Source organism: Flavobacterium soyae, assembly GCF_045348165.1.
GTDB classification, from domain to species: domain Bacteria; phylum Bacteroidota; class Bacteroidia; order Flavobacteriales; family Flavobacteriaceae; genus Flavobacterium; species Flavobacterium soyae.
In genome coordinates this window covers 4,802,528-4,829,166 of the sequence record NZ_CP150845.1, presented here as the reverse complement: position 1 = coordinate 4,829,166, position 26,639 = coordinate 4,802,528, and the positions used below count along the sequence as shown (strand labels likewise).

General features: G+C 32.8%; 20 protein-coding genes and 3 tRNA genes. 11 read left to right on the top strand and 12 right to left on the bottom strand.

The window, feature by feature from the left end:
- Positions 1-138: 138 nt before the first annotated feature.
- Positions 139-2,652 carry a nitrite reductase large subunit NirB gene (gene nirB / locus AABD74_RS19930; protein WP_406844057.1) on the bottom strand — a complete coding sequence of 838 codons (2,514 nt, stop codon included), beginning with the start codon at positions 2,650-2,652 and terminating at the stop codon, positions 139-141.
- Positions 2,653-2,920: 268 nt separating this feature from the next.
- On the opposite strand from nirB, the gene AABD74_RS19925 reads away from it, so the two are divergent.
- Positions 2,921-3,700 (top strand): META domain-containing protein, encoded by a 780-nt coding sequence (locus AABD74_RS19925; protein ID WP_406844056.1) that lies wholly within the window; start codon positions 2,921-2,923, stop codon positions 3,698-3,700.
- Between the two features lie 112 nt (positions 3,701-3,812).
- Positions 3,813-4,244 carry an META domain-containing protein gene (locus AABD74_RS19920; protein WP_406844055.1) on the top strand — a complete coding sequence of 144 codons (432 nt, stop codon included), beginning with the start codon at positions 3,813-3,815 and terminating at the stop codon, positions 4,242-4,244.
- Positions 4,245-4,411: 167 nt separating this feature from the next.
- Here the strand turns inward: AABD74_RS19920 and AABD74_RS19915 are convergent, their stop codons facing one another.
- The 5 genes from AABD74_RS19915 to AABD74_RS19895 form a co-directional block, all read right to left on the bottom strand.
- On the bottom strand, positions 4,412-5,692 hold the full coding sequence (locus AABD74_RS19915) for a DUF2130 domain-containing protein (RefSeq protein WP_406844054.1): 1,281 nt from the start codon (positions 5,690-5,692) through the stop codon (positions 4,412-4,414).
- 613 nt (positions 5,693-6,305) lie between these two features.
- On the bottom strand, positions 6,306-6,758 hold the full coding sequence (locus AABD74_RS19910) for a DUF3291 domain-containing protein (protein ID WP_406844053.1): 453 nt from the start codon (positions 6,756-6,758) through the stop codon (positions 6,306-6,308).
- Positions 6,759-6,817: 59 nt separating this feature from the next.
- Positions 6,818-7,096, bottom strand: coding sequence for a putative quinol monooxygenase (locus tag AABD74_RS19905; RefSeq protein WP_406844052.1), 279 nt, complete (start codon positions 7,094-7,096; stop codon positions 6,818-6,820).
- Positions 7,097-7,098: 2 nt separating this feature from the next.
- On the bottom strand, positions 7,099-7,701 hold the full coding sequence (locus tag AABD74_RS19900; RefSeq protein ID WP_406844051.1) for an NAD(P)H-dependent oxidoreductase: 603 nt from the start codon (positions 7,699-7,701) through the stop codon (positions 7,099-7,101).
- Between the two features lie 442 nt (positions 7,702-8,143).
- Positions 8,144-9,130, bottom strand: a complete 987-nt coding sequence (locus AABD74_RS19895; protein ID WP_406844050.1) for an aldo/keto reductase — start codon at positions 9,128-9,130, stop codon at positions 8,144-8,146.
- A gap of 119 nt (positions 9,131-9,249) precedes the next feature.
- Here AABD74_RS19895 and AABD74_RS19890 point away from each other — a divergent pair, with 119 nt between their 5' ends.
- Positions 9,250-10,095 carry an AraC family transcriptional regulator gene (locus AABD74_RS19890; protein WP_232682213.1) on the top strand — a complete coding sequence of 282 codons (846 nt, stop codon included), beginning with the start codon at positions 9,250-9,252 and terminating at the stop codon, positions 10,093-10,095.
- A gap of 63 nt (positions 10,096-10,158) precedes the next feature.
- On the opposite strand, the gene AABD74_RS19885 is transcribed toward AABD74_RS19890, so the two are convergent.
- The 4 genes from AABD74_RS19885 to AABD74_RS19870 all read right to left on the bottom strand — a co-directional run bounded on the left by AABD74_RS19885 (position 10,159) and on the right by AABD74_RS19870 (position 13,376).
- Complete coding sequence (locus AABD74_RS19885; RefSeq protein ID WP_406844049.1) at positions 10,159-10,629, bottom strand: RES family NAD+ phosphorylase; 471 nt, start codon at positions 10,627-10,629, stop codon at positions 10,159-10,161.
- Positions 10,629-11,129 carry an antitoxin Xre/MbcA/ParS toxin-binding domain-containing protein gene (locus AABD74_RS19880; protein ID WP_232682215.1) on the bottom strand — a complete coding sequence of 167 codons (501 nt, stop codon included), beginning with the start codon at positions 11,127-11,129 and terminating at the stop codon, positions 10,629-10,631. The genes AABD74_RS19885 and AABD74_RS19880 overlap by 1 nt, the downstream gene beginning before the upstream one ends.
- A gap of 240 nt (positions 11,130-11,369) precedes the next feature.
- Positions 11,370-12,131, bottom strand: a complete 762-nt coding sequence (locus AABD74_RS19875; protein ID WP_232682216.1) for a C40 family peptidase — start codon at positions 12,129-12,131, stop codon at positions 11,370-11,372.
- 66 nt (positions 12,132-12,197) lie between these two features.
- Complete coding sequence (locus AABD74_RS19870) at positions 12,198-13,376, bottom strand: acetyl-CoA C-acyltransferase (protein WP_232682217.1); 1,179 nt, start codon at positions 13,374-13,376, stop codon at positions 12,198-12,200.
- 241 nt (positions 13,377-13,617) lie between these two features.
- On the opposite strand from AABD74_RS19870, the gene AABD74_RS19865 reads away from it, so the two are divergent.
- From AABD74_RS19865 to AABD74_RS19830, 8 genes are all read left to right on the top strand, one after another.
- Positions 13,618-13,701: transfer RNA gene (locus AABD74_RS19865), tRNA-Ser, on the top strand.
- Between the two features lie 14 nt (positions 13,702-13,715).
- Positions 13,716-13,790: transfer RNA gene (locus AABD74_RS19860), tRNA-Pro, on the top strand.
- Positions 13,791-13,824: 34 nt separating this feature from the next.
- A tRNA-Arg gene (locus AABD74_RS19855) sits at positions 13,825-13,898 on the top strand.
- Between the two features lie 703 nt (positions 13,899-14,601).
- Positions 14,602-16,620, top strand: a complete 2,019-nt coding sequence (locus AABD74_RS19850; RefSeq protein ID WP_406844048.1) for a DNA-directed RNA polymerase subunit alpha C-terminal domain-containing protein — start codon at positions 14,602-14,604, stop codon at positions 16,618-16,620.
- A 180-nt stretch (positions 16,621-16,800) separates the two neighbouring features.
- Positions 16,801-16,983, top strand: a complete 183-nt coding sequence (locus AABD74_RS19845; protein WP_406844047.1) for a hypothetical protein — start codon at positions 16,801-16,803, stop codon at positions 16,981-16,983.
- Complete coding sequence (dndD, locus tag AABD74_RS19840) at positions 16,980-19,082, top strand: DNA sulfur modification protein DndD (RefSeq protein ID WP_406844046.1); 2,103 nt, start codon at positions 16,980-16,982, stop codon at positions 19,080-19,082. Before AABD74_RS19845 ends, dndD begins: the two co-directional genes overlap by 4 nt.
- Positions 19,072-20,640, top strand: coding sequence for a DndE family protein (locus AABD74_RS19835; RefSeq protein WP_406844045.1), 1,569 nt, complete (start codon positions 19,072-19,074; stop codon positions 20,638-20,640). Before dndD ends, AABD74_RS19835 begins: the two co-directional genes overlap by 11 nt.
- Positions 20,641-20,796: 156 nt before the next feature.
- Complete coding sequence (locus tag AABD74_RS19830; protein WP_406844044.1) at positions 20,797-21,783, top strand: YheT family hydrolase; 987 nt, start codon at positions 20,797-20,799, stop codon at positions 21,781-21,783.
- A gap of 31 nt (positions 21,784-21,814) precedes the next feature.
- On the opposite strand, the gene AABD74_RS19825 is transcribed toward AABD74_RS19830, so the two are convergent.
- Both AABD74_RS19825 and AABD74_RS19820 read right to left on the bottom strand, forming a co-directional pair.
- Positions 21,815-22,609 (bottom strand): 4'-phosphopantetheinyl transferase family protein, encoded by a 795-nt coding sequence (locus tag AABD74_RS19825; protein ID WP_406844043.1) that lies wholly within the window; start codon positions 22,607-22,609, stop codon positions 21,815-21,817.
- Complete coding sequence (locus AABD74_RS19820; protein WP_406844042.1) at positions 22,596-26,603, bottom strand: non-ribosomal peptide synthetase; 4,008 nt, start codon at positions 26,601-26,603, stop codon at positions 22,596-22,598. The genes AABD74_RS19825 and AABD74_RS19820 overlap by 14 nt, the downstream gene beginning before the upstream one ends.
- Between the last annotated feature and the right edge of the window lie 36 nt (positions 26,604-26,639).

Sequence of the window (26,639 nt, the reverse complement as noted above, 5' to 3'; positions counted from 1 at the left end):
CACATAGAGACATAGACTTAATAGTTGAAAAAAGAATTGTCAAAAGAAAATCATTTCTGCTTATTTTAGAGAAGTGAAAAACGTTTTTGGAGTTGTAAAATCTATGTCTCTATGTGTTTAAAAATTATAATTTTTAGTTTATGACCAGGCTTTTGGCGCTTTTTGATCTCTTAACGGAACAAAAACTGCATTATCGTCTTTATCGTCTGAGTTTATAAAATGATTAAAGCGTTTTAATAATCTTGGTTTTTCTAATACCTGTTTCCATTCGCATTCAAAAGTATTTACCAGAGTCTGCATTTCGGCTTCAAGCGTTTCGCAGATTCCTAAACTGTCTTCGATAATAACTTGCTTTAAATACTCTAGACCGCCGTCTAATTTTTCTAACCATGTTGAAGTTCGAACCAGCGGGCCGGCTGTGCGGATGTAATACATTAAGAATCTGTCCATGTATTTAATAACTGTTTCTTTGTCAATTTTTTCGGCTAATAAAACAGCATGTTTTGGGTTTGCACCGCCATTTCCGGCAATGTATAAATTCCAGCCGCCTTCAACAGCAATTAATCCGAAATCTTTTCCTCGGGCTTCGGCACATTCACGAATGCAGGCCGAAACACCGCCTTTTAATTTATGTGGAGAACGAATCCCTTTATATCTGTTTTCAAGTTCGATAGCAAATCCGGCACTGTCGTCCATTCCGTAACGACACCAGGCGTTTCCAACACAGCTTTTTACGGCACGAAGCGATTTTCCGTATGCGTGACCGCTTTCAAAACCGTTATCGATTAAGATTTTCCATATTTTAGGGAGATCGCTTAAATGAGCTCCAAATAAATCAACTCTTTGAGCACCAGTGATTTTAGTGTATAAATCGAATTGTTTCGCAACTTCGCCAATTACAATTAATTTCTCGGCAGTAATTTCTCCTCCGGCAACTCTTGGAACTACAGAATAGGTTCCGTTTCGTTGAATATTAGCCAAAAATCTGTCGTTTGTATCTTGTGTAGTGATGTGTTTGTTTGCCGTATCGTTGTAAATACTAGAGAAAATAGAAGCTACAACGGGTTTACACACTTCGCAGCCATCGCCTTTTCCGTGATGATCTAAAACATCGTAAAAATTCTCATATTTATTGATTTTTACCAAATCGAATAATTCCTGACGAGTGTAGTTAAAATGTTCACAGATAACTTCTTTAACTTCTTTTCCAAGTGATTTTTGAGCCGCTTTTACCAAATCTGAAACCATTGGTTTACAGCCGCCGCAGCCAGAAGTCGCTTTCGTTGCTTTCACAACATCTGAAAGACTAGCGCAGCTTTCATCTAAAATTTTACAGCAGATAGCACCTTTGGTAACATTTTCGCAAGAACAGATTACGGCAGTATCCGGCAAATCCATTACGCTTCCTAAGCTTGAACCTTCAGAACCGTCTCTTGAACCTAAAATCAAATCTTCAGGATTTTTAGGCAAAGCCATTGCATTGTTGTAAATCTGGAAAAGTGAATTGTAATCGCTTGAATCTCCAACCAGAATTCCGCCTAATAATGTTTTAGAATCTTTAGTAACGTTGATTCTTTTGTAAACTCCGCTTAATTTATTCTCATAAATAATGGCAGTTACGTTATCATTTTCGATAAAAGGATCACCAAAACTCGCAACTTCGACACCAATTAATTTTAATTGTGTCGACATATCGATGGTTTCTCTCATGGTTTTAGTACCATTTAAGATTTGCTCGGCAGCAACATCAGCCATTTCGTAACCTGGAGCAACAAGTCCGTAAATGTTTTGATTGTAAAGTGCTGCTTCTCCAATAGCATAAATAGAAGGATCTGATGTCTGCATTTGATTGTTTACCACAATTCCGCCTCGTAATCCAACTTCAAGTCCTGAAACTCTTGCCAGTTCGTCGCGAGGTTTAATTCCGGCAGATATAACCAACATGTCTACTTTTAACAATTCCTCGTCAGCAAACATCATTCCCGTTATGCTTTCTTTTCCATCGATATATTGTGTTGCTTTGTTAAGATGAATACCGATATTTAATTCTTCAATTTTAGCTTGTAACATATCGCTTGCGCCTTTGTCTAATTGTCTCGGCATCAAACGGGGTGCAAACTCTACAACATGTGGATTCAATCCTAAATCTCTAACGGCTTTTGCTGCTTCAAGACCTAATAATCCTCCGCCAAGAACAGCGGCTTCGGTTGCACCATTTTGCTTTATCTTTTTGGCATAAGCCATAATTGCATCTAAGTCTTCGATGGTTCTGTATACAAAAACACCCTCTTTTTCGACTCCGTCAATTGGAGGAACAAATGCTGATGAACCTGTTGCCAAAACTAAGTAATCGTACGTATGCGTTTTTTCTAAATGGGTATGTATTGTTTTTTCTGTACGATTAATATCTGTAATCAATTCAGATGTATTGAGAATAATATTGTTTTCGGCGTACCATTCGGTTGTTGATAATGACAAATCATCGGCCGTTTTACCTCCAAAGTATTCACTTAAATGAACACGGTCGTAAGCACGTCTTGGTTCTTCACCAAATACAGTAATCTGATACTTTTCCTGTCCTGATTTTGCAATGAACTTTTCGCAAAATTTATAACCAACCATGCCGTTTCCAACTACTATTACTCTAATCATGATTTCTTTAATTAAGTATTACTACGCAAATATAAGTATTTATACTTATAAAAATACGTATTACTGTTAATTTTTATGATATAGGCTTAAAAAATAATTACGTATTTTATCGTAATCTTTTACGCAGTATGGGTTTTTAAAGGATTAACGGTGTTATAAAAATTTTAAATTTGAAAAGATTCTAAATAAGGATTTCAAAAAAATGTCGTAAATTCATAAGAATTTTACAGGTGTTTTGGTAAAACAGCACTTTTTAAATAAAATCATTATGAAAAAAATAATATCACTTTTGCTTTTACTATCGTTAATGATTGGTTGTAAATCGACTGCGGGCAAAAATTCTGATACAAAAGAGGTAACACAGACAGCTGTTATAGAAGAAGATATGAATGTCTATTTTAAAGCAACCGGAAACGAACCTTTTTGGGGAATAAAAATGGGAAATGAGAATTTTGTTTTTACTTCGTTGATTCCAGGAAAAGAAAAACTGGTTTTTCCTGCAGTTGAAGCAATAAAGGCTATGGATGCAAATATAAAGATGTACAAAGTAAGCAATGAAACTTCGACAGCGACCATTACAATACAGCAGTTAGATTGTCAGGATTCAATGTCTGGAACAATTTCTCCTTATAAGGTTTCGGTCGAAATTAAAAATAATTCAGAGCTTGAGTTTAAAAAGCTGGGAGGCTGTGGAAAATATAATACTGATTATCGCTTACATGATATTTGGGTTGTGGAAGAGCTTAACGGATTCAAGGTTTTTGTTACTGATTTTCAACGGGAACTGCCACGTATCGAAATCAATTCAGCCGAAAACAGATTTATGGGGTATGGAGGCTGTAATGCGATAAGCGGGACAATTTTTTATGAAAAGGATTTACTTCGGTTTTCAAAAGTTATTTCGACTTTAATGGCTTGTGCGCCGGGAAATAAAGAAGGGGATTTTACTAAAGCACTGCAAAGTACAACTACTTATACTATTGAAAATAACAGATTAACGTTGTCAAATTCTTCTGCTAAACTTTTGGTTTTTAGAAAGGTAGATTAAATTTTATAGTTTTAAAAATGTCTTGGAATGGTTTAAAAATAACTTATAGTATATAAGGATGGATTAAAGACGGAATATTTTTGTAAAATAAAACTTATATTATTTATTTTACATGAAAAAGATTTTAATGCTATTTATTGCTGTATCACTAGTTTACAGCTGCAAATCAAGTAAAACTGCAAATTCAACAGTCGCTGCTAACGAAAACTCAATTGAAAAGAAATTACAGCAAACCTGGGTTTTAGAGAATTTAAACGGAAAAGTAATTACTGAAAAAGATTTTTCAAGTTCTCCAAAAATCGAAATGACTTCATCAAGTTTTTCTGGCTCAACAGGATGCAATGGTATTAAAGGAAGCTTGGTATCGAATGGCGCAGGAAAACTTCAGTTTCCGAATCTTACATCAGAGACTAAAAAATGTGACGCAAAAAAAGAAAGCGAATTTGTACAATTATTAAGAACGACTTCAGGTTATTCTATTGAAAATAATAAGCTTTATCTTTCTAATCAATTTGGGCTTACAATGTCTTTTAAAAAAGGTTAATTAAATGAAAGGCTTCGAAATTTATCGGAACCTTTTTTATTTTGTGATTGCGAGGAACGCGAAATGACAAGATTATGTTTAATTCTCATCAAAAAATAAAAAAAATCCGTGCCCATCCGTGTTTTAGCGTAAGCGAATCCGTTTAATCCGCGTGCCATCTCACATTGTTATTCCAACAATTCTTTAGGATCTTCATCGTCATCTTCAACAAAATCAAGCTCTAAAGCTCTTACGGTCTGCACCGCATTTCCTGCAATTCCACGAATCGATCCGTACATTCCTAAAGTGTTATGAACCACTTTTTCAATTTGTTTTTCACGTTGCTTCCAGATTCTCTGCATTGCTCTTTTTTCGGCATCAAGATCGCCCTGCATTTGGGTAAAACCTTCTACAATTCCTTCAATCTGTAAACGGAATTCATTGCTGGTTAAAAAATCGTATAACATTGACATTTTATCACCTTTGTTTTCCTGCGCCTGAACAGCCTGACTTATCTGAATTAATGACTGACGCAAAACGGCACTTAAACCTTTGAATTCTTCATACGTACAAATCCAGATTCCGTCACGCATTCCCATTCGGTCCATTCCGGCAGGCATTACTTCGGTAACTAAAACACCAATATTGGCTTTTTTAGTTCGAATATCATTTTTAAATTTTTCGATCCACGCTGGTTGAAAAGCCTTTGTACGTTTACTTTCATAATAAATAGAACCGCAATTTTGCAACTCTCTTGTATTGACAATTTGAAGGCAGTCGGCACCATTTGCACCTTTTTTAACTTCATCAATACTATCTAACGGAAAATTATTTGCCAGCCATTCCTCGATCGCTAATTCCATTACTTCGCCTTGCAATTGCATAGAACCTTGTTCCTGTTTGCGTTTCATTTCTTCAATCAGCTTTTTTTGATCGTCAGATTGTTTCTGGTATTCTTTGATTTTTAGTTCGTTTTTTTCTTCTTCCTGTTTACGGATTTTATCACGTTCTAAAACTAAAGCAGCGTTTAATTGCTTTTGCGCTTCGGCTTCGATTGCTTCTTTCATTTCCAGTTTTTCACGCTGTAATTTTGCAATTTCGCCTTCCATTTTATTTAATTCCCTGATTTTCTCTGATTTTTCAGAGAGTTCTTTTTCCATTAAAAGTAAACGATCCTTATTTTCTTCCTCTAATTTGGCTTTTAATTTTTCAAAAATTTCTTTTTCGGCTGTTTTTTTCTCACGTTCTAAACGTTCGGCAAAAAGCTCGTTTTCCTGTTTCTTTTTTGCTTCAAATTCGGCTTTTGCTTTTTCGAGCTGTTCGTTTTTAAGTTCTAATTCTTTATTTTGAATGGTAGCTTTTTGTTGAAATTCTTTACGGATGCTGTCTTCCAATTGATGTTTTAATACATCATTGACATCGATAGGAGTTCCGCAGTTTGGGCACTGAATTGAAGATTGTTCAGCCATTTTTATTGATTTTATTGAGTAGAATTATAATTTGCTAAGGTATTTAAAAGTTCTCTTTTATGATTGTGATTGGTGTGATAAATTGTAACGTTTTTTTAGCTGCAAATTGCACGAATTTATATCATTTTTTTGTTTTTTCTGATTTGAAATTGAATTTCAGGTTGCAATTTAACTGCTTTTTGATAATCGTTTTTATGGATTTCCGTAGTTTTAAAATAATTTGTAAAAATCCACAAGCTTTAGAATGAATCTCGTAAAAACGCAGAGCCGAAGCTTTGGGAGCAAGGTTTTTATTTACAGCCACAGATTAAAAGATTAAAAGGATTTTTTGAATTGTCTCCAGTTTTAGCCGGACGCTATTCAATTTAAATAAAAATTTTGTTCCCGAAACTTTGAGACCGCGCTTTTGTTAGATTAAATGAGGTACAATCCCTACGGGATATTTTTTTAATGGATTTTTTTTCTACCGATATTTTGCTCCTAAAGGAGCATTTTTAGAATTATCTTTCTGCATAATATCCCATAGGGACAAAATATCGGTAGAAAAAAAATATATGCAGACAGAAAAATGCTCTGTTAGGGGCTATATATAAATTTAAAAAAAAAATCATTTTTAAGAAGGTGCCGAAAACTTTGTTCTTAAATTAAAAACTAAATTTGAAGCTCCGTTTTGCTGTAAATAATCTAATTTCTCAACTGCTTCATCAAGAGTAGGAATATGTCCTTTAGGAATCCACCACATTGCGGTGTGTGCCTTTCCGAATTTTTGAAACCATTCTTTTCGGCGTTTTAAAAACTCACTGTGAAACGTTTTGTACATATAATGTTCCAGAGTTTCGATGTTTTCCCAAACAGAAACATTTACAATTATCTGTTCGTCATTGTACGGATTTAGGTTTGTAGCATTGTAACTATCATCTTTTAATCTCCAAACGAAGCCTTCACTGTTTTCGGCTAAAGTGTTTACTAAATCTAAGTTGTCTACAAATTCTTTCATGATTGGGTCGTTGATATCGACTCCTTTCATTTTGGCAATATTGATTTCAGCGAGATGATATTTGCTCATATTTAATATGACTAAAGATAAGGCAAGTTAGTTTTTTGAAAATAAATTATTTTAACTTTTTATAATATTTGTATTGTTTTATAAACCTGAATTGGAGAAGCGATTAGAGGTTCTGTTTTTGCAATGAAATCCTGTAAGTATGATTGATTGTTGTGTATGTCAAGACCATCCTGATCTTTCCACTCTTCCCAAATGATAAAAACATTTTCAGCAGTATGAAGATCATAACGAACACAAGCAGCTTCTTTTCTGGTTTCTGTCACCAAATGATTCAGCATACTTTGAACTTGGTTTATGTTTTCTTTTTTGCTTTTTAGAATTGCAGTAATGGATATCATAATTATAAAGTTTTAAAGATTTGTTCTAAATGATTGATATATTCATACTTAAAGATACTAATATTTTTAGATGTAGCACCTTTTTCAACGTCGTGGAAATGGAAACCGTTTAGTTTTTCCATACCTACAAATTTATTCATTTTATGGAAACCAAACATAACTCCATCATCAACAGAAGTCTCTTCGAAAAATTCTCTGGGAAATGTAAAAGCTGCAGCAGGTGCATTCCAGCTTGTGGTCAGCATATATTTACGTCCGTGAAGAAGTCCGCCAGTTCCATAGTTAATGTCAGGATTTGTTCTGGTTCTGCCGTCGCTTTTGTAAATCCCTTTGTTGTGTCCGGCAGTGAAAACGTCGTCAATATATTTTTTAAAAAGATTTGGTAATTGAAACCACCAAACCGGTGTGTGATACACTACAACATCTGCCCAAACGAATTTTTCGACTTCTTCATCAAGATCAATTTCTTGTTTGATATCGGTTGTTTTTATTTCGTAATTTTTACTTTTTAAGTATTCGATTGTCCAGTTGGTAACGGTTTCATTAAATTTTCCGCCTGAATGTGCAAAATTTTGACTTCCGTTGATGATAAATATTTTTTTCATTTTACTTTTTGTTCTAATGAATCTGGGTTGCGTGAGGGATAGGAGCGATATTTCCCGATTTAGAAAAACAAGGCTTTTTAGTCGTAGTTTTTGTTAATCGGGAATTTAGCGGATAGCCCGGCCCGGAGGGACACGCCCAAATTCTAATTATTTAATTTTTTGAGATTTTTTTTTTGAAACACATAGAAACATAGATTTTCTTTTTCTAAAAAAGGTAATTGAAAGAAACTAGTTTCTCACACATAGCCCTCAAAGTTTGTCATTCCGAGGAACGAGGAATCTTCGTAAGTAATTCCGTATAGTGAATTGCCAATCTTTGTAGAGTTTCTCACGAAGATTCCTCGTTCCTCGGAATGACAAGATTGTGCAGGCTATGTTTGTTTAAACAAGTGAAACGCCTTTATCGATAAAGAAAAATCTATGTTCCTATGTGTTTAAAATATTATTGAAGTTTTGAAATCGCCTGATTAATGAAGTCAAGTTCTGAAGCTGATAAATCGAAATCCATTGTTTTGGCGTTTGAAATGGCTTGTTCTGCGTTTCTTGCTCCGGCTAAAACAATTGTAATTCCTTTTTGTAAAGTTGTCCAGCGTAAAACCAATTGTGAGATTGAAATGTGTTTTGCATTTGCCAGAGAACTTAATTCTTCGACCAATGTTTTTACTTTTTGAAGATCAAATTGACCGAAATAACCATTTCTATGATCGTTATCCTTTAATTTACTGTCGGTAAAATATTTTCCGGTTAGTAAACCTCTTTCCATTGGGCTGTAAGCAATGATTCCGATATTTTCCTGAATCGTAAGTGGTACTAAATCAGTTTGAATGGCTTGATTCAGCATACTAAAGGGAACTTGATTTGAAGCCAATTGAATTGTTTTTTGTGCTTCTTTTATTTGTCCTGCATTGTAATTACTAACTCCGGCTGCTCTAATTTTTCCTTGCTGAATAAGAATTTCTAAAGCCTCCATAGTTTCCTGAATTGGAGTAGTGGAGTCAGGCCAGTGAATTTGCAATAAGTCAATATAATCTGTTTGAAGGCGTTTTAAGCTTTCTTCAACTTCTTTGATAATGTTGTTTTTTGAAGCGTATTTATAAATTGGTAACTTTTTTCCGTTGTCATCGGCATCAAAAAAGAAATCACCTTTTCCGTAATTGCTTCCATCCCAGACCAAACCAAATTTGGTTAACAATTGTACTTTTGAACGATCTTGAGATTTTAAAGCTTCGCCAATCATTTCTTCGCTTAAGCCGAATCCATAAAAAGGAGCGGTGTCGATTGTGGTTACGCCGTGAGCTATAGAAACGTGAATAGAGTCGATAGAATCTTTCTTTTCGTTTCCGCCCCACATGTTTCCGCCAATTGCAAATGCACCGTAAGTTATAGTTGATAATTCAAGTTCTGAGCTGCCTAATTTTCTATATTCCATGATATTAAAATTGATGTCTTAAATTTTTTTTGACAAAATTATACCATTTTTTAAAGTGTTAAATTGTATAATTTTGTCTTTTTTAGGTATATTTGCATCTTCAATTAATTCTTTAGATTATGAAAAAAGAAAATTTGTACGAGCCGTTTACGGTTTCCTTTGAAACATTGAATGAATATCCCGATGTTGGAGATCGTCATAATTTCTTTGAATTGGTTTATATTTTAGGCGGAACAGGAAGGCAGTGTATCAACAAGAATATTTTTGAATATGATGCCGGACATATGTTTTTATTGACGCCTGAAGATTGTCATAATTTTACAATTGAAACCGAAACGAAGTTTTTCTTTTTGAGGTTTAATGATATTTATTTGAAGAATTCCAGTCTGCAAAACGAAAATATTCAACGTTTAGAATATATTCTGCAAAATGCCAATCATCAGCCGGGTTGTATCTTGAAAAATGATGCCGATAAATGTTTGGTGAAAGTGATGATTGAGGCTATTTGCCGTGAACATCAGGATAAGGATGTATACAATCAGGAATTGATTCAGCAATTGGTAAATACGCTGATTATTATTGTGGCAAGAAATATTGCGAAATATTTACCAGAGCAGGTAAATGTAGGTTCTGAAGCCAGAGCGATGGATATTCTGCAATATATTCAGACGAACATTTATTATCCCGAGAAGATTAAAGCAGAATCTATAAGTGATTATTTCGGGATTTCGAATACGTACTTAGGACGTTATTTTAAGAAACATGCCAGTGAAACGATGCAGCAATATATCAGCAATTATAAGACGAAATTGATTGAGCATCGTTTACAATTCAGCGATAAGCGTATTAACGAAATTGCGTACGAATTTGGTTTTACGGATGAAAGCCATTTTAATAAATTCTTCAAAAAACAAAGAGGAAACAGTCCTTCGGAATTTAGAAAAACGATTCGGATTAGTGCATAAACACGAATTTTCACGAATTTTTTTGCCACAGATTTAGAGGATTAAAATGATTTTTAATCTGTGTTATTTGGTTTTAAATCTTGAATCAAAAGCCATTCTGGCTGTGCTTAAGACTTTAATTTTTGATGCGTCTTTATGCTGTGGGTTTATTAAATAATTAAATTCCTGAGGTACAATACTGCTTGGAACTTTTAAAACTGCGGCTTCGTTGTAATCTATAAAGTCGTCGCCAATTGTCTGGGTTATTAAAATAGGAGGTTTAGAATCCCATCCTTCGGGTAAATCTTCCAAATGTACTTCTTGAATGGTGATTTCGTCCGGGATTTCAATTTCTACATAAAAACGATCAACAGGTAAATCTTCACTTAAATCTAAATGAACTGAAACTTCAAGTGTTGCCAGGGCTCTGCTTTCTGCTGTATATACCATGCGGGTATTAAGGCTGTTCCACCTATAACCTTCAGACATTGATGCACCAATTCCTTTTAAAGTTGCTGCCAGGTATTTTTCTCTTTCAATTCTAAATACTATCATTATGCCAGGTTTCCGAACTCCAATCGATTTAAACTGAATTTTACTTCGTTAATTCCTGTAATTGTATCCAGCATATTTTCTGGCGTATTTCCTCCTATAGATAGATTTGGTTTTTTTAGCCATCGTTGAAATTTCTCCTCTTCATCGTTGAAAACCTCCAAACCGTAATCTATTAATTCATTAATTAAAATTACCAATTCGCTGTCTCTGCTGTCTAAAAGAAGATGCTCACTTTTCTTTTTGTTATAAGTTGTCTGCGGAATTCCAACAATTGTTAAAACTGATTTTACAGGATTGTTTAATCTTCTGCTGATGACTTCAATTGAATCATAGGGAATACCTGATCTTATGACTTCAACACGCTCAAGTTTATTGCTCCAGCTGTATTCTTTACCTCCGGAGTTTAACGTAGATCTCTTAATTGAGATTACTTTTCCTGATGCGTTTTCAATACTTCTTTTAGTATCAAAAGGTTCTGTTTTTTGTTTTATACTTTTCATAAGACAACTTATTTGCTGTAAAGATACAACAATTTTGTTGTTTAATTGTTTAATTGATGAAAAATATGAGCGAAATAGCCCTTCTGAATTCAGAAAAAGGATTCGTATTAATGCGTGATATTGGAACGCAGATGGTACGGATTTAAACGGGTTTATTTTGTTTTTCTACTATTCCCGATAGCTATCGGGATATTTGATTAAAAAGATTTTTAATTTGTGATAATTCGTGGAATTTGTGTTTTAAATAATCTTTTTTATCACACGCAAATTGTGTGTGTGTTTGTTTAATTCCGGATTGTAAATTCCAAGATGATCTAAGCGGTCAATGCGGACTTTTCCACTTGCGTGAATGATGTAATTGTTTTCCATAATGATGCCGACATGAATGATGTTTCCTTCTTCGTTGTCAAAAAAGGCTAAATCTCCTGCTTCACTTTCTTCAATAAAACTTAAAGGTTCTCCGTCAAGTGCCTGCTGCGATGCGTCGCGATGAATTTTGTAGCCGTTTAGTTTGTAAACCATTTGTGTAAAACCAGAACAATCGATTCCGAATGGTGTTTTTCCACCCCATAAATAAGGTGCGTTCAAATACATAAAAGCAGTGCTTATAAGTGCACTTTTTGGTTTTGCACCGCTGGTTTTTGTTCCTTCAAAATCAAAATTTGAAGTGTTGATTTCGCTATTGTTTAGAAAAGTTAAGGAAGCTCCAAGCGGAATGGGCAATAATAAATTATCCGGTGCAGTGATATAATCAATTAAATCAGCATTTAGAATTATGGCTTCTTTGCTTAACTGATTATACTGTTCCTCAGAAATTACCTGATATTGTTTCGAATCTACCCAGCCTTCATAATCATCAAACTGAATTTTTATTCGAGCCCATTGATTTTGGCGTTCTAAAATTTTGATGTGTTCGCCAAACAAAAGCTGTGTAACGATTTCACTTCTGTCGCTAGGCTCAGATCGAACGGGTACTATGGCAAGATTGCAGATTCCGAACATTTAGATAATGTATTAGTTGAAAAATTAGGAGTTATTAATTTCTAATAACTCCTAATGAAATATTATTTAAGCTCTTTCGATAACAATTGCTGATGCGCCGCCGCCGCCATTGCAAATTGCTGCAGCTCCGGTTTTAGCGTTGTTTTGTTCTAAAACATTTAGTAAAGTTACAATAATACGAGCTCCTGAACAACCCAGAGGATGTCCTAATGAAACCGCACCGCCATTTACGTTTATTTTATTGTTATCAAGATTTAAGATTTTTGAATTGGCTAGGCCAACAACTGAGAACGCTTCATTGAATTCGAAATAATCAACATCGCCAATTGCAATTCCTGCTTTGTTTAAAGCTTTTGGTAAAGCTTTTGCCGGGCTTGTAGTAAACCATTTTGGTTCCTGTGCAGCATCGGCATAACCTTTTATGTAGGCTAAAGGTTTTAGACCTAAAGCATTTGCTTTTTCTTCGGACATTAAAACTAAAGCTGCAGCACCATCGTTGATTGTTGAAGCGTTTGCAGCAGTTACTGTTCCGTCTTTTGTGAAAACAGCGCTTAATGAAGGGATTTTATCCAATTTTACATTGGTATATTCTTCGTCTTTAGAAACGATAACTGGTTCTCCGCGTCTTTGCGGAACTTCAACAGGAACGATTTCATTGTCAAATTTTCCGGAATCCCAGGCTTTTGCGCTTCTTTCATAAGACTGAATAGCAAAATTATCCTGTTCTTCACGGCTGATGTTGTATTCAGCTGCACATAAATCAGCGCAAACTCCCATTGCGTTGTTATCGTAAGCATCTGTCAAACCATCTTTTTGCATTCCGTCGAGCATTGTTGCAGGACCAAATTTGTTTCCGGCACGCATTTGCACATAGTGTGGAATTAAGCTCATGCTTTCCATTCCGCCGGCAACTACAATTTCTGCATCGCCGCAAGCGATTGCCTGTGCGCCAAACATTACAGCTTTCATTCCAGAGGCACAAACTTTGTTTACTGTTGTGGCAGCAACTTCGTTTGATAATCCGGCAAAAAGGGCAGCCTGACGGGCCGGAGCTTGTCCAACGCCTGCCTGGATTACATTCCCCATGAAAACTTCATCAACTAATTTTGGGTCTAGGTTAATTTTTGAAAGGGCTCCTTTTATGGCAGCAGCTCCTAATTTTGGTGCGGGTACGGTAGATAACCCTCCCATGAAACTTCCGATAGGTGTTCTAACGGCAGAAACGATAACAACTCTTTTGTTCATTTTCTGTTTAATATTAGTTAATCAAGCAAATTTACTGTTTATTTGAATAAATTCAAATTTTGTATCAATCCGAATGGATTTTAAATTTAAGATGAAATTTTTGTTAATTCTATTTGTTTGATTGTGAAGTGTTTTTAAAAAAAGTTTGAAAAAAGATAAAAAAAAGCGCAAAAATAGTTGTGAGAAATAGAATGTTGTTCTACATTTGCAACCGCAAAATAGGACACGTTTCCTTGAGCTTGGAGAGGTGCCAGAGCGGTAATGGAGCAGATTGCTAATCTGTCGACGGGTAACCGTCGCCAGGGTTCGAGTCCCTGTCTCTCCGCTTAATTTTTGCCTCGGGGTGTAGCGTAGCCCGGTTATCGCGCCTGCTTTGGGAGCAGGAGGCCGCAGGTTCGAATCCTGCCACCCCGACTAAAACTTTAAGCGATAAAGTTTTAAAATAAATGGACGCATAGCTCAGCTGGATAGAGCACCTGCCTTCTAAGCAGGCGGTCGAAGGTTCGAATCCTTCTGCGTTCACTTAAGAGGATGATCAGTTTTGATTATCCTCTTTTTTGTTTAGATCAACTTGTTGACATGTGGTTGTTTATATTGACGTTTCTATTTTGTTTACTGGTTCAATTTTCACGTTTTAAAAAAAAACATAAAAAATAGATAATAGAAACAATGATTTGATGTTCAATATCCTCTTACGGATATGATTAACTCAGATAATTTGAAGATCTCGATTAGATAAATTTTAGTAAATAGATACAGGAAATCAAGTATCTGTTTTATTTGTTCTACATTTGTTTTAATACCTTCTTTTCCAATATCTCATAGCCCGTTGAAAGAAATTATTTACCTAATAAAATTTTTTCTTATTTGTTTGCCAGTACTTGCCTTGACATACAAATAAGCATTTTCCATAAAAAAATGTAATGATTTCTTGTATATTCTTTTAGCTGGGAGCATATCTACGAATCTCAATTGCTCATATAAATTACGAAAACAGTAACCTTTTAGATGAATTGCTAAATAATGTTTGATAATTAAACAGGTATAAATACGTGGTTGTTGATTTTTATTAATATTTATATTTGAACGAACAATATGGTTTTCCGTAAAAAGAATCTATAAAAAAAGAATAACATTTGTTATAAATCTTGAAAACAGAGATGAAATGATTTATTTTCTGGTTCACTTTCATTTTAAAGACTAAATCTAATTTTGAAAATATTTAATGACAATTGATGAAATTTATAAAAACGAAAACTTAAGTGTTCGTTCTTATCACGCCTGTAAATATAGTGGGCTTGATACGCTTGGGGATATAATTAAATTCTATCAAGAAAATAGTTCTTTCGATAAACTCAGAAATTGTGGTAAGAAATCAAATGAAGAGTTAATAGAATTATATAACAAATATAAAAATACTGATTTTGGTTTTGACGAAATTTATCAGGTCAAAATTGAAGACAAATGTAAAACAATTATTTCTGAATTATCTAGAAATCAAAGAGAAGTAATAAATAGCTTTATTCAAATAAATACAAATAGCCTTTCAATTAGAAGCCAAAATGCAATCAAAGCATTTTTAGAGGATAATTTGAAGATTAAAAATTTTGCAGATAAAATATTATTTGCAGATGGTTTTGATATTAAAAAAATAAGGAATGTAGGTGCTCGTTCGGTCTCTGAATTAGAAGTATATATCAATCTTATTGAAGATTTTATTGTTGAAGTAAGTAAAAATGAAAATGATAAATATATAATATCACTAAAAAATAAATTTTTAATTCAGAAAACATTTTCTTTACCTTTTATATCTTATGAAATATTGGAATCAGAATCAATTTTTCAATTGATTAATTATCTAATAAATCAAAACGCTTTATATGATATAAATCAAACAAAAATCTTTAGAAAAGCTTTTAAAATTTATCACAACGCTCCACAACTTTCCCTTGATGATATTGCCCAAGAAGTAAATTTGACTCGAGAAAGAGTTAGACAAGTTAGGAAAATTATTTTGGAAGAGTTATTCAATAAACTACTTTTTATTCGAAACTTTAATGATAATTTACTTCAAAAATATAATATTGATAATACTCAATATTACATAGATATAAGCGATACTCAAGTTGAATCCATTAACATTCAAAATAAAACAAACTTTACTAAAGAATTTATAACATATATAATATATTCTTATTGGTCTTGTGAATATGAACTTGTTGGAAATTGCGAAGACGTTATACAGCCAAAATTTTTTATTGCCAGAAATAGACATAACTGGAATAATTTCTATTTAGTTAAAAAAGAACTTGTAATAGAATTTGATTTTGTTTTGTTTGCAAATGATATTAATGGGAGATTAAGTGATCGTATTGAAGAAACTTATAGTTTTAGTTTTAAAAGTTACTTATCCAATTTTTTAGTAAACGACAATTTAGAAATTCTCAACTCAATTATGGCAGTTGCAGAAAAAATGGTAAATCAAGAATTCGAAATCTATATTGATTTAGAGGATAATTTAATTTTTGAAAGGAATTCTTCAAAATCAGGTTTTGAATACTCGTATGAAGCATTACAACAATTAGGTAAACCATCAAAAGTAAACGAAATTACTCAAAAAATTATTGAATTATACCCTTATTATGAAACTGATGATGCTAAAGTTAGAGCTACTCTGAAAAGAATAAATGGTTTTGTACCCATCGGAAGAAAAAGTGTTTTTGGATTAAAAAAATGGGAAGAAGAATTTGAGAATTTTAAAGGTGGGACAATAAGACAAATTACGGAAGATTTTTTGCACAACGTTAATGAGCCCAAACATATTTCAGAAATAGCAGAATATGTTATAAAATTTAGATCTGGAACATATGAAAGGAGTATTTTAGATAATCTAAAAGCTGATGAATCTGGACTATTTGTTTTTTACAAAGATTCAACAGTTGGTCTTTCTTATAAAAAATATGACACAGATATATTTATTCCATTATCTTCATTAAACAAATCTGTTTTAAAAACATGGGAGGAAAGCTTTATACTTTTAAGAGAATTTATAGATAATGAGAATCGTCTTCCATATTCATGTGGATGTCCAGAAGAAGAAATACAATTATATAGATGGTATAATGTTCAGAGAAGCAAAATCGATAAAGGTAAACTTGACAGTATAAAAGTAAATTTTATAAATTCAATTATAAACCAATTTGATATTTCAAAGAAAAGAAGAAGATTAGGCACATCTTGGTAAATATAAAGAACTGATGGAGTTTATTTCTAATAAAAAACGCTAGCCTTCAGCAAATAAGTCAGGAGAAGAAAAACTTTATGTTTTTTTTACAAACAAAAAAACTTATTTGAAGCTAAAGAACTGAATGAAAAAGAAGAATTAAATTTTATAGAAATCGCAAAAAAAAACAAATTTTTTAATATGAAAATCAAAGAAGCTAAAATATTGCAAGAAACACGGCTAAATGAAATTTGTCTGTCAAAAGATATAAATTATGATTCTCTAAAAACTTTACTTGAATCTGTAAAAACAAAAAAACTTTTGAAAAGAAATAATTATCATCAACCAAAAATTAATGATATAATCGAAAAAGCAACAAAATGAAGTTTTCAAATATAGAAATAAATAATTTTAGACAATATTATAATCCGGTTAATATTGACCTAACTACGAGTTCTGATAAGAATATTATTATTTTAGGTGGTAGAAATGGATATGGTAAAACAAATTTTCTTTTAGCTATTGTTTGGTGCCTTTATGGTGATAAAATTTCCCAAATAGATGAGAATTTCAAAAAAGAAATACAAAAAGAAAAAAATTATTCATCTTTTATGCAACAATCTCTTAACTGGTCTGCAAAAAGAGAAAACAAAACTATTTTTTCTGTAAATATTATTATCACAGAAATTGAATTACCTGAACTAAGAACATTGCCTTCAAATTCGGAAACTATAATTATAACAAGAACTTTTGATGTTGCTTCAATGAGTGAAACGTTGTCGATTGTTGATTCTATTTCTAATATTGAAATCTTTAATGAAGAAAATGATAAAATTAATTTCATCAATGATTATATCATTCCAATTGACGCAGCAAAATTCGTGTTTTTTGATGCCGAAAAGATTGGTGAGATTGCAAATTTATCTATAAAAGATGAGGGGAGTTTTATTAATGATGCATTAGGAAAAATATTAGGATTAGACACTTATGAAACACTTATAGAAGATATTGACTTTTACATCAACAACCTTAAAAAAGAAGGTGCAACAAAAAATTTACAAGAATTAATTGCTAATAAAGAAAATGAAATTAAAATTTCAGAAATTGATATTGAAAAATTTGAAGAAGAAAATGCTGAAAAGTTGAAAGAAATTGATGGGCTTAAAAAGAACATCCGAGAATACGACAATTTAATATCTAAACATAGTAAGCAAGGAAATTCAATATTTGACAGAGAAGCAGTCGTTATTGAAATTGAAAAACTCAAAGTTAAAGAGAATGAATTAAATGAACGATTTAATGAACTAAGTGAAATTATCCCACTTGCAATGCTCTCTGGAAAATTAGAAGAAGTAAATGAGCACCTTAAAATTCAAGAAAAAAATGAAGTTTCCCAGAACTTTATAAAAGAAAATTCAGAAAAAATAGAGGGTTTTATTGAATTGCTTTTTAATAAGCCTCCCGAACCAGAAAATTCAACAATGTCTTTAAAAGATAAAATATTTTATTACCAAAAAGCTCAATCGTTAGGTTCAGAATTATTTAAAGAAAATGATGATTATGTAGACTTAGAATTTGATCACGACTTGAATAATTCGGAAAAAAAATTAATTGTTGATGCAATCAATGTTATTAATACTCAATCAAAAGATTTATTTGCAACTACAATTGATGAATTCAATGAAACAAAAATTAAACTTTATGATTTAAATAAGACTCTTAATAAAGTAGATGCTGATTTAGAAGATGAATTAATTTTAGATTATTCTTCAAAAAAGGATACTGCCGATTATAACATAACTGAAAAAAACAGAAATATAGGTGAAAACCTTCAGCAAATCACAAAACTTAAAAACGATATTGTTAGACTCAATCAACAATTAGTTACACTTGTCAAGAAAGTTGATATAAATGAACAAAACAAATTAAAAATTAAGAAAAGTAACGAATATGTTGAAGTTTTAAATTTGTTTTTAGACGAACAAAAGAACAAGCATAAAGAGAGTTTAGAAAAAACAATTCTGGTCGAATTGAAAACTTTAATGCATAAACTAAATAGTGAAGAAAATCATAGTAAGTTTATTGAAGATGTAAAAGTAACAATTTTAGCATCTGGTCAAGGTATGAAAATAACTCTTATAGATCAAGATGATAATGAAATCCGAAAAGAGAGTTTATCATCAGGTGAAAAACAGATTTATATTTCTTGTTTAATAAAAGCCATTCTAAAAGAATCAATTCAAAGCTTACCCATATTTATTGATACACCACTTGGAAGACTCGATGAAGAACATAGGGATAGTATTACTAAAAAATATTATCCTGCACTTTCAGAACAAGTTGTCTTATTTTCAACAAATAGCGAGATTACGCCAAAAAGATTTAAAGATATTTCAGATAATGTTTCAAAATCATACTTATTGGTTAATGATGGAGCAAATACAAATTTAAAAAACGGATATTTCCATAGTTATGAGAATTAAAATTAGCAAAGAAAATGATGAATTACTATATAAGTTAAGAACTTTATACAATTTTAAAAGTGAAGGTATTGTTCCTCGAATTGCATTCTCATACAGTTTGCTCTCGGATAAATTTTTTGATATTGAAAACGAGGTGATACCTAGTTCAGATGGCAAAGAATTTCGTGATGATAAAGCTTTGTTTGGAACTATTATTGGAGATAGTGCCAATACGATAATTTTTAAGTCTATATTAGATCAGCATTATAATAAAAATACTTTTGAAGAAGAATTTTCAAAGTTGTTTAAGCTTCATTTAAATCACGGTCTAAATATTTGGAATGATCAGATAGACCGCGGTAATATCTCAAAGGGGGACCACATAGACATCCTTTTAAAAGCAATTAATAAAGGCTTATTAATGAGAAGTTCAAATGTTCATATTTCTAACCAAAATGAATCTCAAATTAATGTTTTCAAAATTAATAGTTCTAGTAAGCCAATTGAACTTAGTTTAGGAACTGACTTAGATGGTAATATTATTAAAATAAAAATTAATGACGAAACAGAATATACAAGTAGACATTTTGGGATAGCAGGTACAACAGGCTCTGGAAAAACACAATTTGTATTTGATTTAATTTATCAAATTTCTAAACAAACTGATTATGAATTAAAATATACTTTTTTCGATTTTAAAGGTACTGATACGAAACAAAAACTTGATTCTTTTTTAGCTTTAACAAAAGCAACCTTTATTGATGTTAATCATCAAAATGGTTTCCCTTTTAGTCCTTTGAAAAATTACGATTTAAACAACCAAAATTATATAGAATCATTTGCGAGTGATTTGAGAACCTTTTTTAAAAGTATTGGACAGGTTCAATCTGCAAGTTTAGTCAGAGAAATTAAAGATTATTATTTTGAATATAATCAAGCTCCAACATTAAATGAGTTATTAGAAACGATTCTAGAAAAAAATAAAGGAAAATTTGATACAACTACAAGTGTAATACAACAATTGATAAATTCAGGAATATACAATGAGTCAGATGCTTATTCAATCTTTAATCAAAGTACATACATTTCAATGCCTTCTGATGTTACAAAAGAAATTAAACAATTTGTAACATTTAATCTTTTAAAATATATGTATGATAGTATTAAAAAATCCGGCGACACTATAGTTACTAATAATATTAAAGAGTTGAAACATATTATTGTTATTGATGAGGCTCAAAACTTTTTACAACATAAAAATGCAAGACCTGTAATTGAATCAATGCTAAGAGAACTAAGATCTATGGGAATAATCATAATTTTAATTGCCCAAGAGACTCAAGATTTTATATATAGTGATTTTAATTTTATGTCTCAAATACAGTTTCCAATTTGTGCAAATGTCAATGATAAATCTTCCAAAAGAATAATACCTTTTCTTGGTAGCGTAAATAGCGAAGTAAAATTAAATTCTCAATTATCTATGCTCGATTCTGGCAAGGGTTTAATTAATATTGGAGAACCAAAACTTATTGAATTAAAACAATGGTGGAAGACTAAAAAAGAAGAGAATATATAGACTGCTTCAGGATAAATTTTGAACTGTTTAATTTTACAATGGAGATTTGTACATTTTTACGAATAATTTGTGAACATTAAAATAAAAAACACAGTTTTAAATTACATATTGATTGATTTCTTAGATTTGTATAACAGATCCAAAAACTTTTTTATCATGCCGGTAATTGAACAATCAGAATATAATTTTCCTTCTATTATTCATCGCAACAGGCATATATCTACTATTTATGCTGCTTTGTTTAAAAAGTTTGAAGTTCCGGGATACACAAGAGAAAAACTTGAGTTGAGTGACGGAGATTTTATCAATATTGATTTTATTATAAACGATACTAAAAAAGCAGTAATTCTATGCCATGGTTTAGAAGGTGATTCCCGAAGAACGTACAATAATAGCTGTGCGGCTTATTTTCAGCAGAAAGGTTTTTCAGTTTTCGCATGGAATAACCGTACCTGTGGTGGAGAAATGAACCGACTGCCGAGACTTTATCATCACGGAGCGGTTGATGATCTGGATGAGGTGGTTCAGTTTGTTTTACAAAAAGGATTCGAAGATGTTTATTTGATTGGATATTCAATGGGAGGTGTTCAGCTCCTGAATTATTTTGGCTGGACAAAAATTGATAAACGCATAAAGGCGGGAGTCTCTATCTCTGCGCCAACGCATATTGCAACAAGTGCAGCTATACTCAAACAAGGGTTTAACAGAGTCTATTTAAAGAACTTTACTATTGATATTAAGAAAAAGCTGAAATACAAAGCGGCACAGTTTCCTGATTTTATAAACCGTGATCAGATTGATAAAATTTCTTCATTTGATGAAGTCGATCAGTATTTTACAGCACCGCTGCATGGTTTTGCGAGTAGAGATGATTATTATCAACGTGTTTCTCCGGAATTTTCCCTTAAAAATATTACCACTCCGGTTTTAATTATTAATTCTCTTGATGACCCTTTTTTAGGTGAAAGATGTTATCCCAGAGCTATTGCCCAAGAGAGTGAATATGTATATCTGGAAACCCCAAAGTATGGAGGACACTGTGCTTTTCCGCTGCGTAATTCAACGTATTCCTATGCAGAGAAAAGGGCATATAAGTTTTTTAAATCCTGTACATCTGCAGAGATTACTAAAGCTGAATATTAAATGGGTTAAGAAAAAAACTTTTCTTAGCAGGTTAATAATTTTTTCTTTGGGTCATCTCCAGTAAAATTTCCATACTATCGGGAATAATATACAATACCTGATTGCCAGAAGTTGATGGAAGTCCTTCAAAAGCTACTGCGGCCAAATAATGTTCAGCAAAATCGAAACTATATACCTGCCAGTTTTGAGTGTTTTTTACCAGCTTAAAATCTAAATTATGCTGTCCTTCTACACAAGGAATATATTTAAAATCTTCATCAATTCCTTTTCCTAATGCTTTTACAAAGGCTTCTTTGCGTGTCCATAAAGTATAAAAAGCGTTTTTTTTATCATCAGCATTCTGAATTACTAATCTCTCGTGATCGTCAAAGATATCCGGGAAAAGGTCAGTAAATTTAAAATCGTTAGATAAATATTCAATATCCAGTCCTACCTTTTTACGTGAAAACGCAATAGCTGCATAGTCTTCAGAATGTGAGATATTGAAATGGAGCCACGGGTGTGAAGCCAAATATGGTTTTTTATTAAAATCATAATCAAGATAAATATTTTTTATATCTGATTTAGTGTAAGCCCCTAAAAGAAGTTTTAAAATCGACCTGTATATAATGAATCGGTTTCGGTCTATTTCCTTATAATAGCGTTTTGCTTTTTTTAGTTCAGGAGAATTTAGAAACTGTGATAAATTAGCTTTAAAGTCAATGAAATTAGGCAGATAAATAGAGTAAATGATTATATCGCCAGTATCTAAAGAATATTCTTTACCAGAAACTAATGTAACGCCCTTTATGTCCGAAAAAGAAATAAAGAGCCTAGATGTTTTCATTTTTTTCATCTAAGATGTCTTGAAGTAGCCTCGCTAAAACTATATCATTTGGCGGCGCTACAATGTCTAAGTGATTACCGGAGATATTATGAATTGTTACGCCTCCCAACGCAGCCTTTTTCCAGCCAAGGTGCGTAGGGTCAAGTCTGTAATTAATGTCATCTTTTGATCGAAATAAATCTACTTCAAAGTTTTGCGGTTTAAGGTGATAACGATCAACAATTTTTTTTACCATACGATCAGCTTCTATAAATTCTTTGAGTGCTAGTGCTTCTTGTTCAGTCATTGTGTCTTTCTTACCAAAATGTCTTTTCAGTATATATTCTTTTTTTCTATTAATACGCATTTTAAAAGCCTTCCAGCTCAATAGCATTTCTTTTAAAAAATCTAGTCTTCTATGTGTAACATCAAAGTATCTAACGAGTTGTTTTCGTCTGTAATTTCCATAATAATAAGAAGAGTCAACATAAGAGTCGAGTAATGCTGTTAAGCTTACTTTTTTTCCTTGTTCCTTTAATTGACGGGTCATTTCGAAGGCCACAATACCGCCGAAAGAAAAACCTGCTAAAGCGTAAGGCCCTTTTGGGTTTACTTTTATAATTGCATCTATATAATGAGCGGCCATAGCTTCAATTGACTCATACCATCTGTCAAAACCTTTAGGTTTAATACCCTGAATTGCATAAATAGGCTGATCTTCATCAAAGTGTTTACTCAGATTAATAAAATTTAAAACATTGAGTCCTGCTCCGTGAATGATAAAAAGCGGTACTTTGTTTCCGTTAGGGCTTATTGGAACTAAACAATCTGAATAAATTTCGGTACCTGTATTTAACAGTTTTGCAAATTTCTCGACAGTTGAATATTTAAATAATGCTGATAGGGGAATTCGTTTACCAGTGTATTTCTCTATTTCAACCATTACCTTTACTCCCTTTATCGAATGTCCACCCATTTCAAAGAAATCACTAAAAATATCGATATTCTCTATATCCAGGCTTTCTTTCCAAATAGCGGCCACAATATTTTCTTCTTCTGTTCGGGGAGCAGTGTATTGAAGTATTTTGTTTGCTTTATATTGTGATAGTGCTTTACGATCGATCTTGCCGTTAAGTGTTGTTGGTATTTTCTCCAATAAATTAAAATCATGCGGGATTAACTGTACCGGTAAGCGTGCAGCCAAAGTTTCGCGCCATAAAGGGATTTGATTTTTGGCACTTTCTATACTGGAATCAGGTACAATATGGGCTACAAGAAAGTTTTCATTAGCTAATACAACAGCATATTTTATGCCGTCAAGCTGCAGCAGCGCTTGTTCTACCTCGCCAGGTTCAATACGGTGTCCTCTAATTTTAACCTGTTGGTCCAGACGTCCTAAACATTCTATTTCATTGCTTGGAAGTAATTTTCCTAAATCGCCGGTACGATAAATTATGTCATCTTTACGAGCAGAAAAACTATTTTTAATAAATTTTTCAGATGTAAGCTCAGGTCTGTTCCAATACCCTTTTGCAAGACCATCACCGCCAATGGCAATTTCACCTATTTTTCCTGGTGCCATAAGCTGTCCTTGTTCATCAATGATATAAAGTTGTGTATTTGCAATAGGTTTACCAATAGTTATTAATGTATCGTCAGCTTTTACCTGTTTTACAGATGAATAAATGGTGGTTTCCGTTGGTCCGTAGACATTCCACACCGTATTACATTTACTAGTAAGCGCTTTTGCAAGATCTGCAGGCATTGCCTCGCCGCCGCATAGTGCCTTAAGCGGTAATGGTTCATCCCAGCCAGAATCCAGAAGCATTGACCAGGTTGTGGGAGTGGCTTGCAGAAAACTGATGTTTCCCTTTTTTACCAGCTCAAGCAAGAGTCGTCCGTCTCTGGCAGTTTCATGATCAGCAAGTATTAATGCAGCACCTTTAATGAGTGGTAAATATAGCTCCAGACCGGCAATGTCAAAAGAAATAGTAGTGATCGACAGCAATCTGTCGTTTTCGTTAATACCGGGTTCTAAAGTCATACTGCAAAGTAAGTTAACCAGATTTTTATGAGTAATAGGAACACCTTTTGGATTACCTGTTGATCCAGATGTATAGAGTATATACGCTGCATTATCCGGCTTCACAGTAACAGGAAGAGGCGATGCATCATATTGGTTTAATGATTCCATGGCATCTTCTATAAAAAGGATATGCGGCCATGATGGTAAGGAGGTAAATAATGTTTTACTGGTCAATAAAACTTTCGATCCGGAATCGGTAAGCATAAATTCTAAACGGCCTTTAGGATATTCAGGATCCAGCGGAAGGTAAGCCGCACCACACTGCATTATGGCTAACAAAGTATAAAGCAGTTCTGGGCTGCGGGAAACAGAAACAGCAATAAAATCTCCGGACTGAATGCCTTGCGCTTTTAAATAATGGGCTAATTGATTTACTTTTTGGTGTAACTCGAGATAAGTAGTTTTAGATTCATGAAATTCCAGGGCTATGTTGTTTGGTGTAAGTTCTGCTTGTTTTTTAAGTAATTCTGTTAAGGCCGCATCTGGATAGGGCATTTCAGTATTATTTAGAGCATCATAATCAGCTAAATAATGACTTCCGATTATGTCTGACAGCGGATTATCTGCACCATTTATTAGTTTATTCATAATATCTTCAAATGTATGCATCATTTTGTTTATGGTCTCTTGTTTGAACAGGGTAGTATTATAAGACCATTGAAATATGGGACCATTTTTAGTTCTAAAAATATGAAGCTGAATTTCAAAGGTTGCGTATTCTCTGGGGTTAATTTTAAATTCATGAGAAAGGCCTGCAAATGAAAACTCACTTTCTATATCCCGATTCATATCAACAGTTAATACAACTGGCACCAAAGGAATTCTGGAAGGATCCCTGGTAATGGCCAAGCTTTTAAGAAGATGGCCAAAACTTACCTGCTGATATTCGTATGCATCAAATAGCTGGGAATTTCTTTGTTTCAGGTATTCTAAAAAAGTGATATCAGAACTAATTTTACTGCGTAAAGGAAGCAGGTTAGCACAATCTCCAACCAATTGTCTCATATCATATAATGTATTTCCCGAAGAAGGAAATCCTACTACTAAATCGTTTTGACCTGTAATTTTGCATAAAAAGACTTCAAATGCAGCGAGCAAAGTGGTAACTAAGCTGCAGCCGGCACTTAATCCTATATTTTTTAATGCGTTTGTGATGGTATTATCCAATGGAAAATCCAGACGATTACTATTATAGGTTCGTAAAGAAGGCCTTACCTGATCTAGAGGTAATTCAATTGTGGGAGATGATTCTTTATAAATACTAAGCCAAAAATTTTCCAGCTGTTTATATTCATTACTTTCCATAAACGAATTAACTTTTTCGGCATATTCGCTAAAACGTTCCGGATCTGGAAGGGTTGGTTTTTTATTTTCAACGAAGGCAGAATAAAGCATGCCAAGTTCTTCTAATATAACATCAATACTAAGTCCGTCTCCCACAATATGATGAATTGTCAGGGTCATTAAATATTCAAATTCATCAATTTTAATCAAATTAACTTTGAATAATGGGCCGTTAACAAGGTCAAAAAGAGCATTTACTTCTTCTTTAACTAATGTTTTTACAGCAAGTTCTTTTTCAGCTGTTTTTAGGCCAGAAAAGTTATTATGCGAAACTTCAAAATTAACATCGCTGTAAATACACATATAGCGTCCGTCCGGACTAAACGCAGCTCTCAAGCATTCATGACGATGTACTAAGGTCTTTACTGCCTGTTCAAAAGTGTCTATTATCAAGTTGCCTTTAAATTTAATAGAAACAGACAGGTTGTATGCTTTATTAGCATCACTGCCTCCAAAAATGCAATCTGACCATATTTCCTGCTGTGAATTTGTGGTATGAATTACTCTTTCAATTTCAGGTAAAAATGGATTAAATTGAATTTCAGTTTCAGTTTTTATTTCAGATTTATTTTTCATTGTTATCATAATTCTATTTTTAAATGTAATTGCACAGTTCTTAAA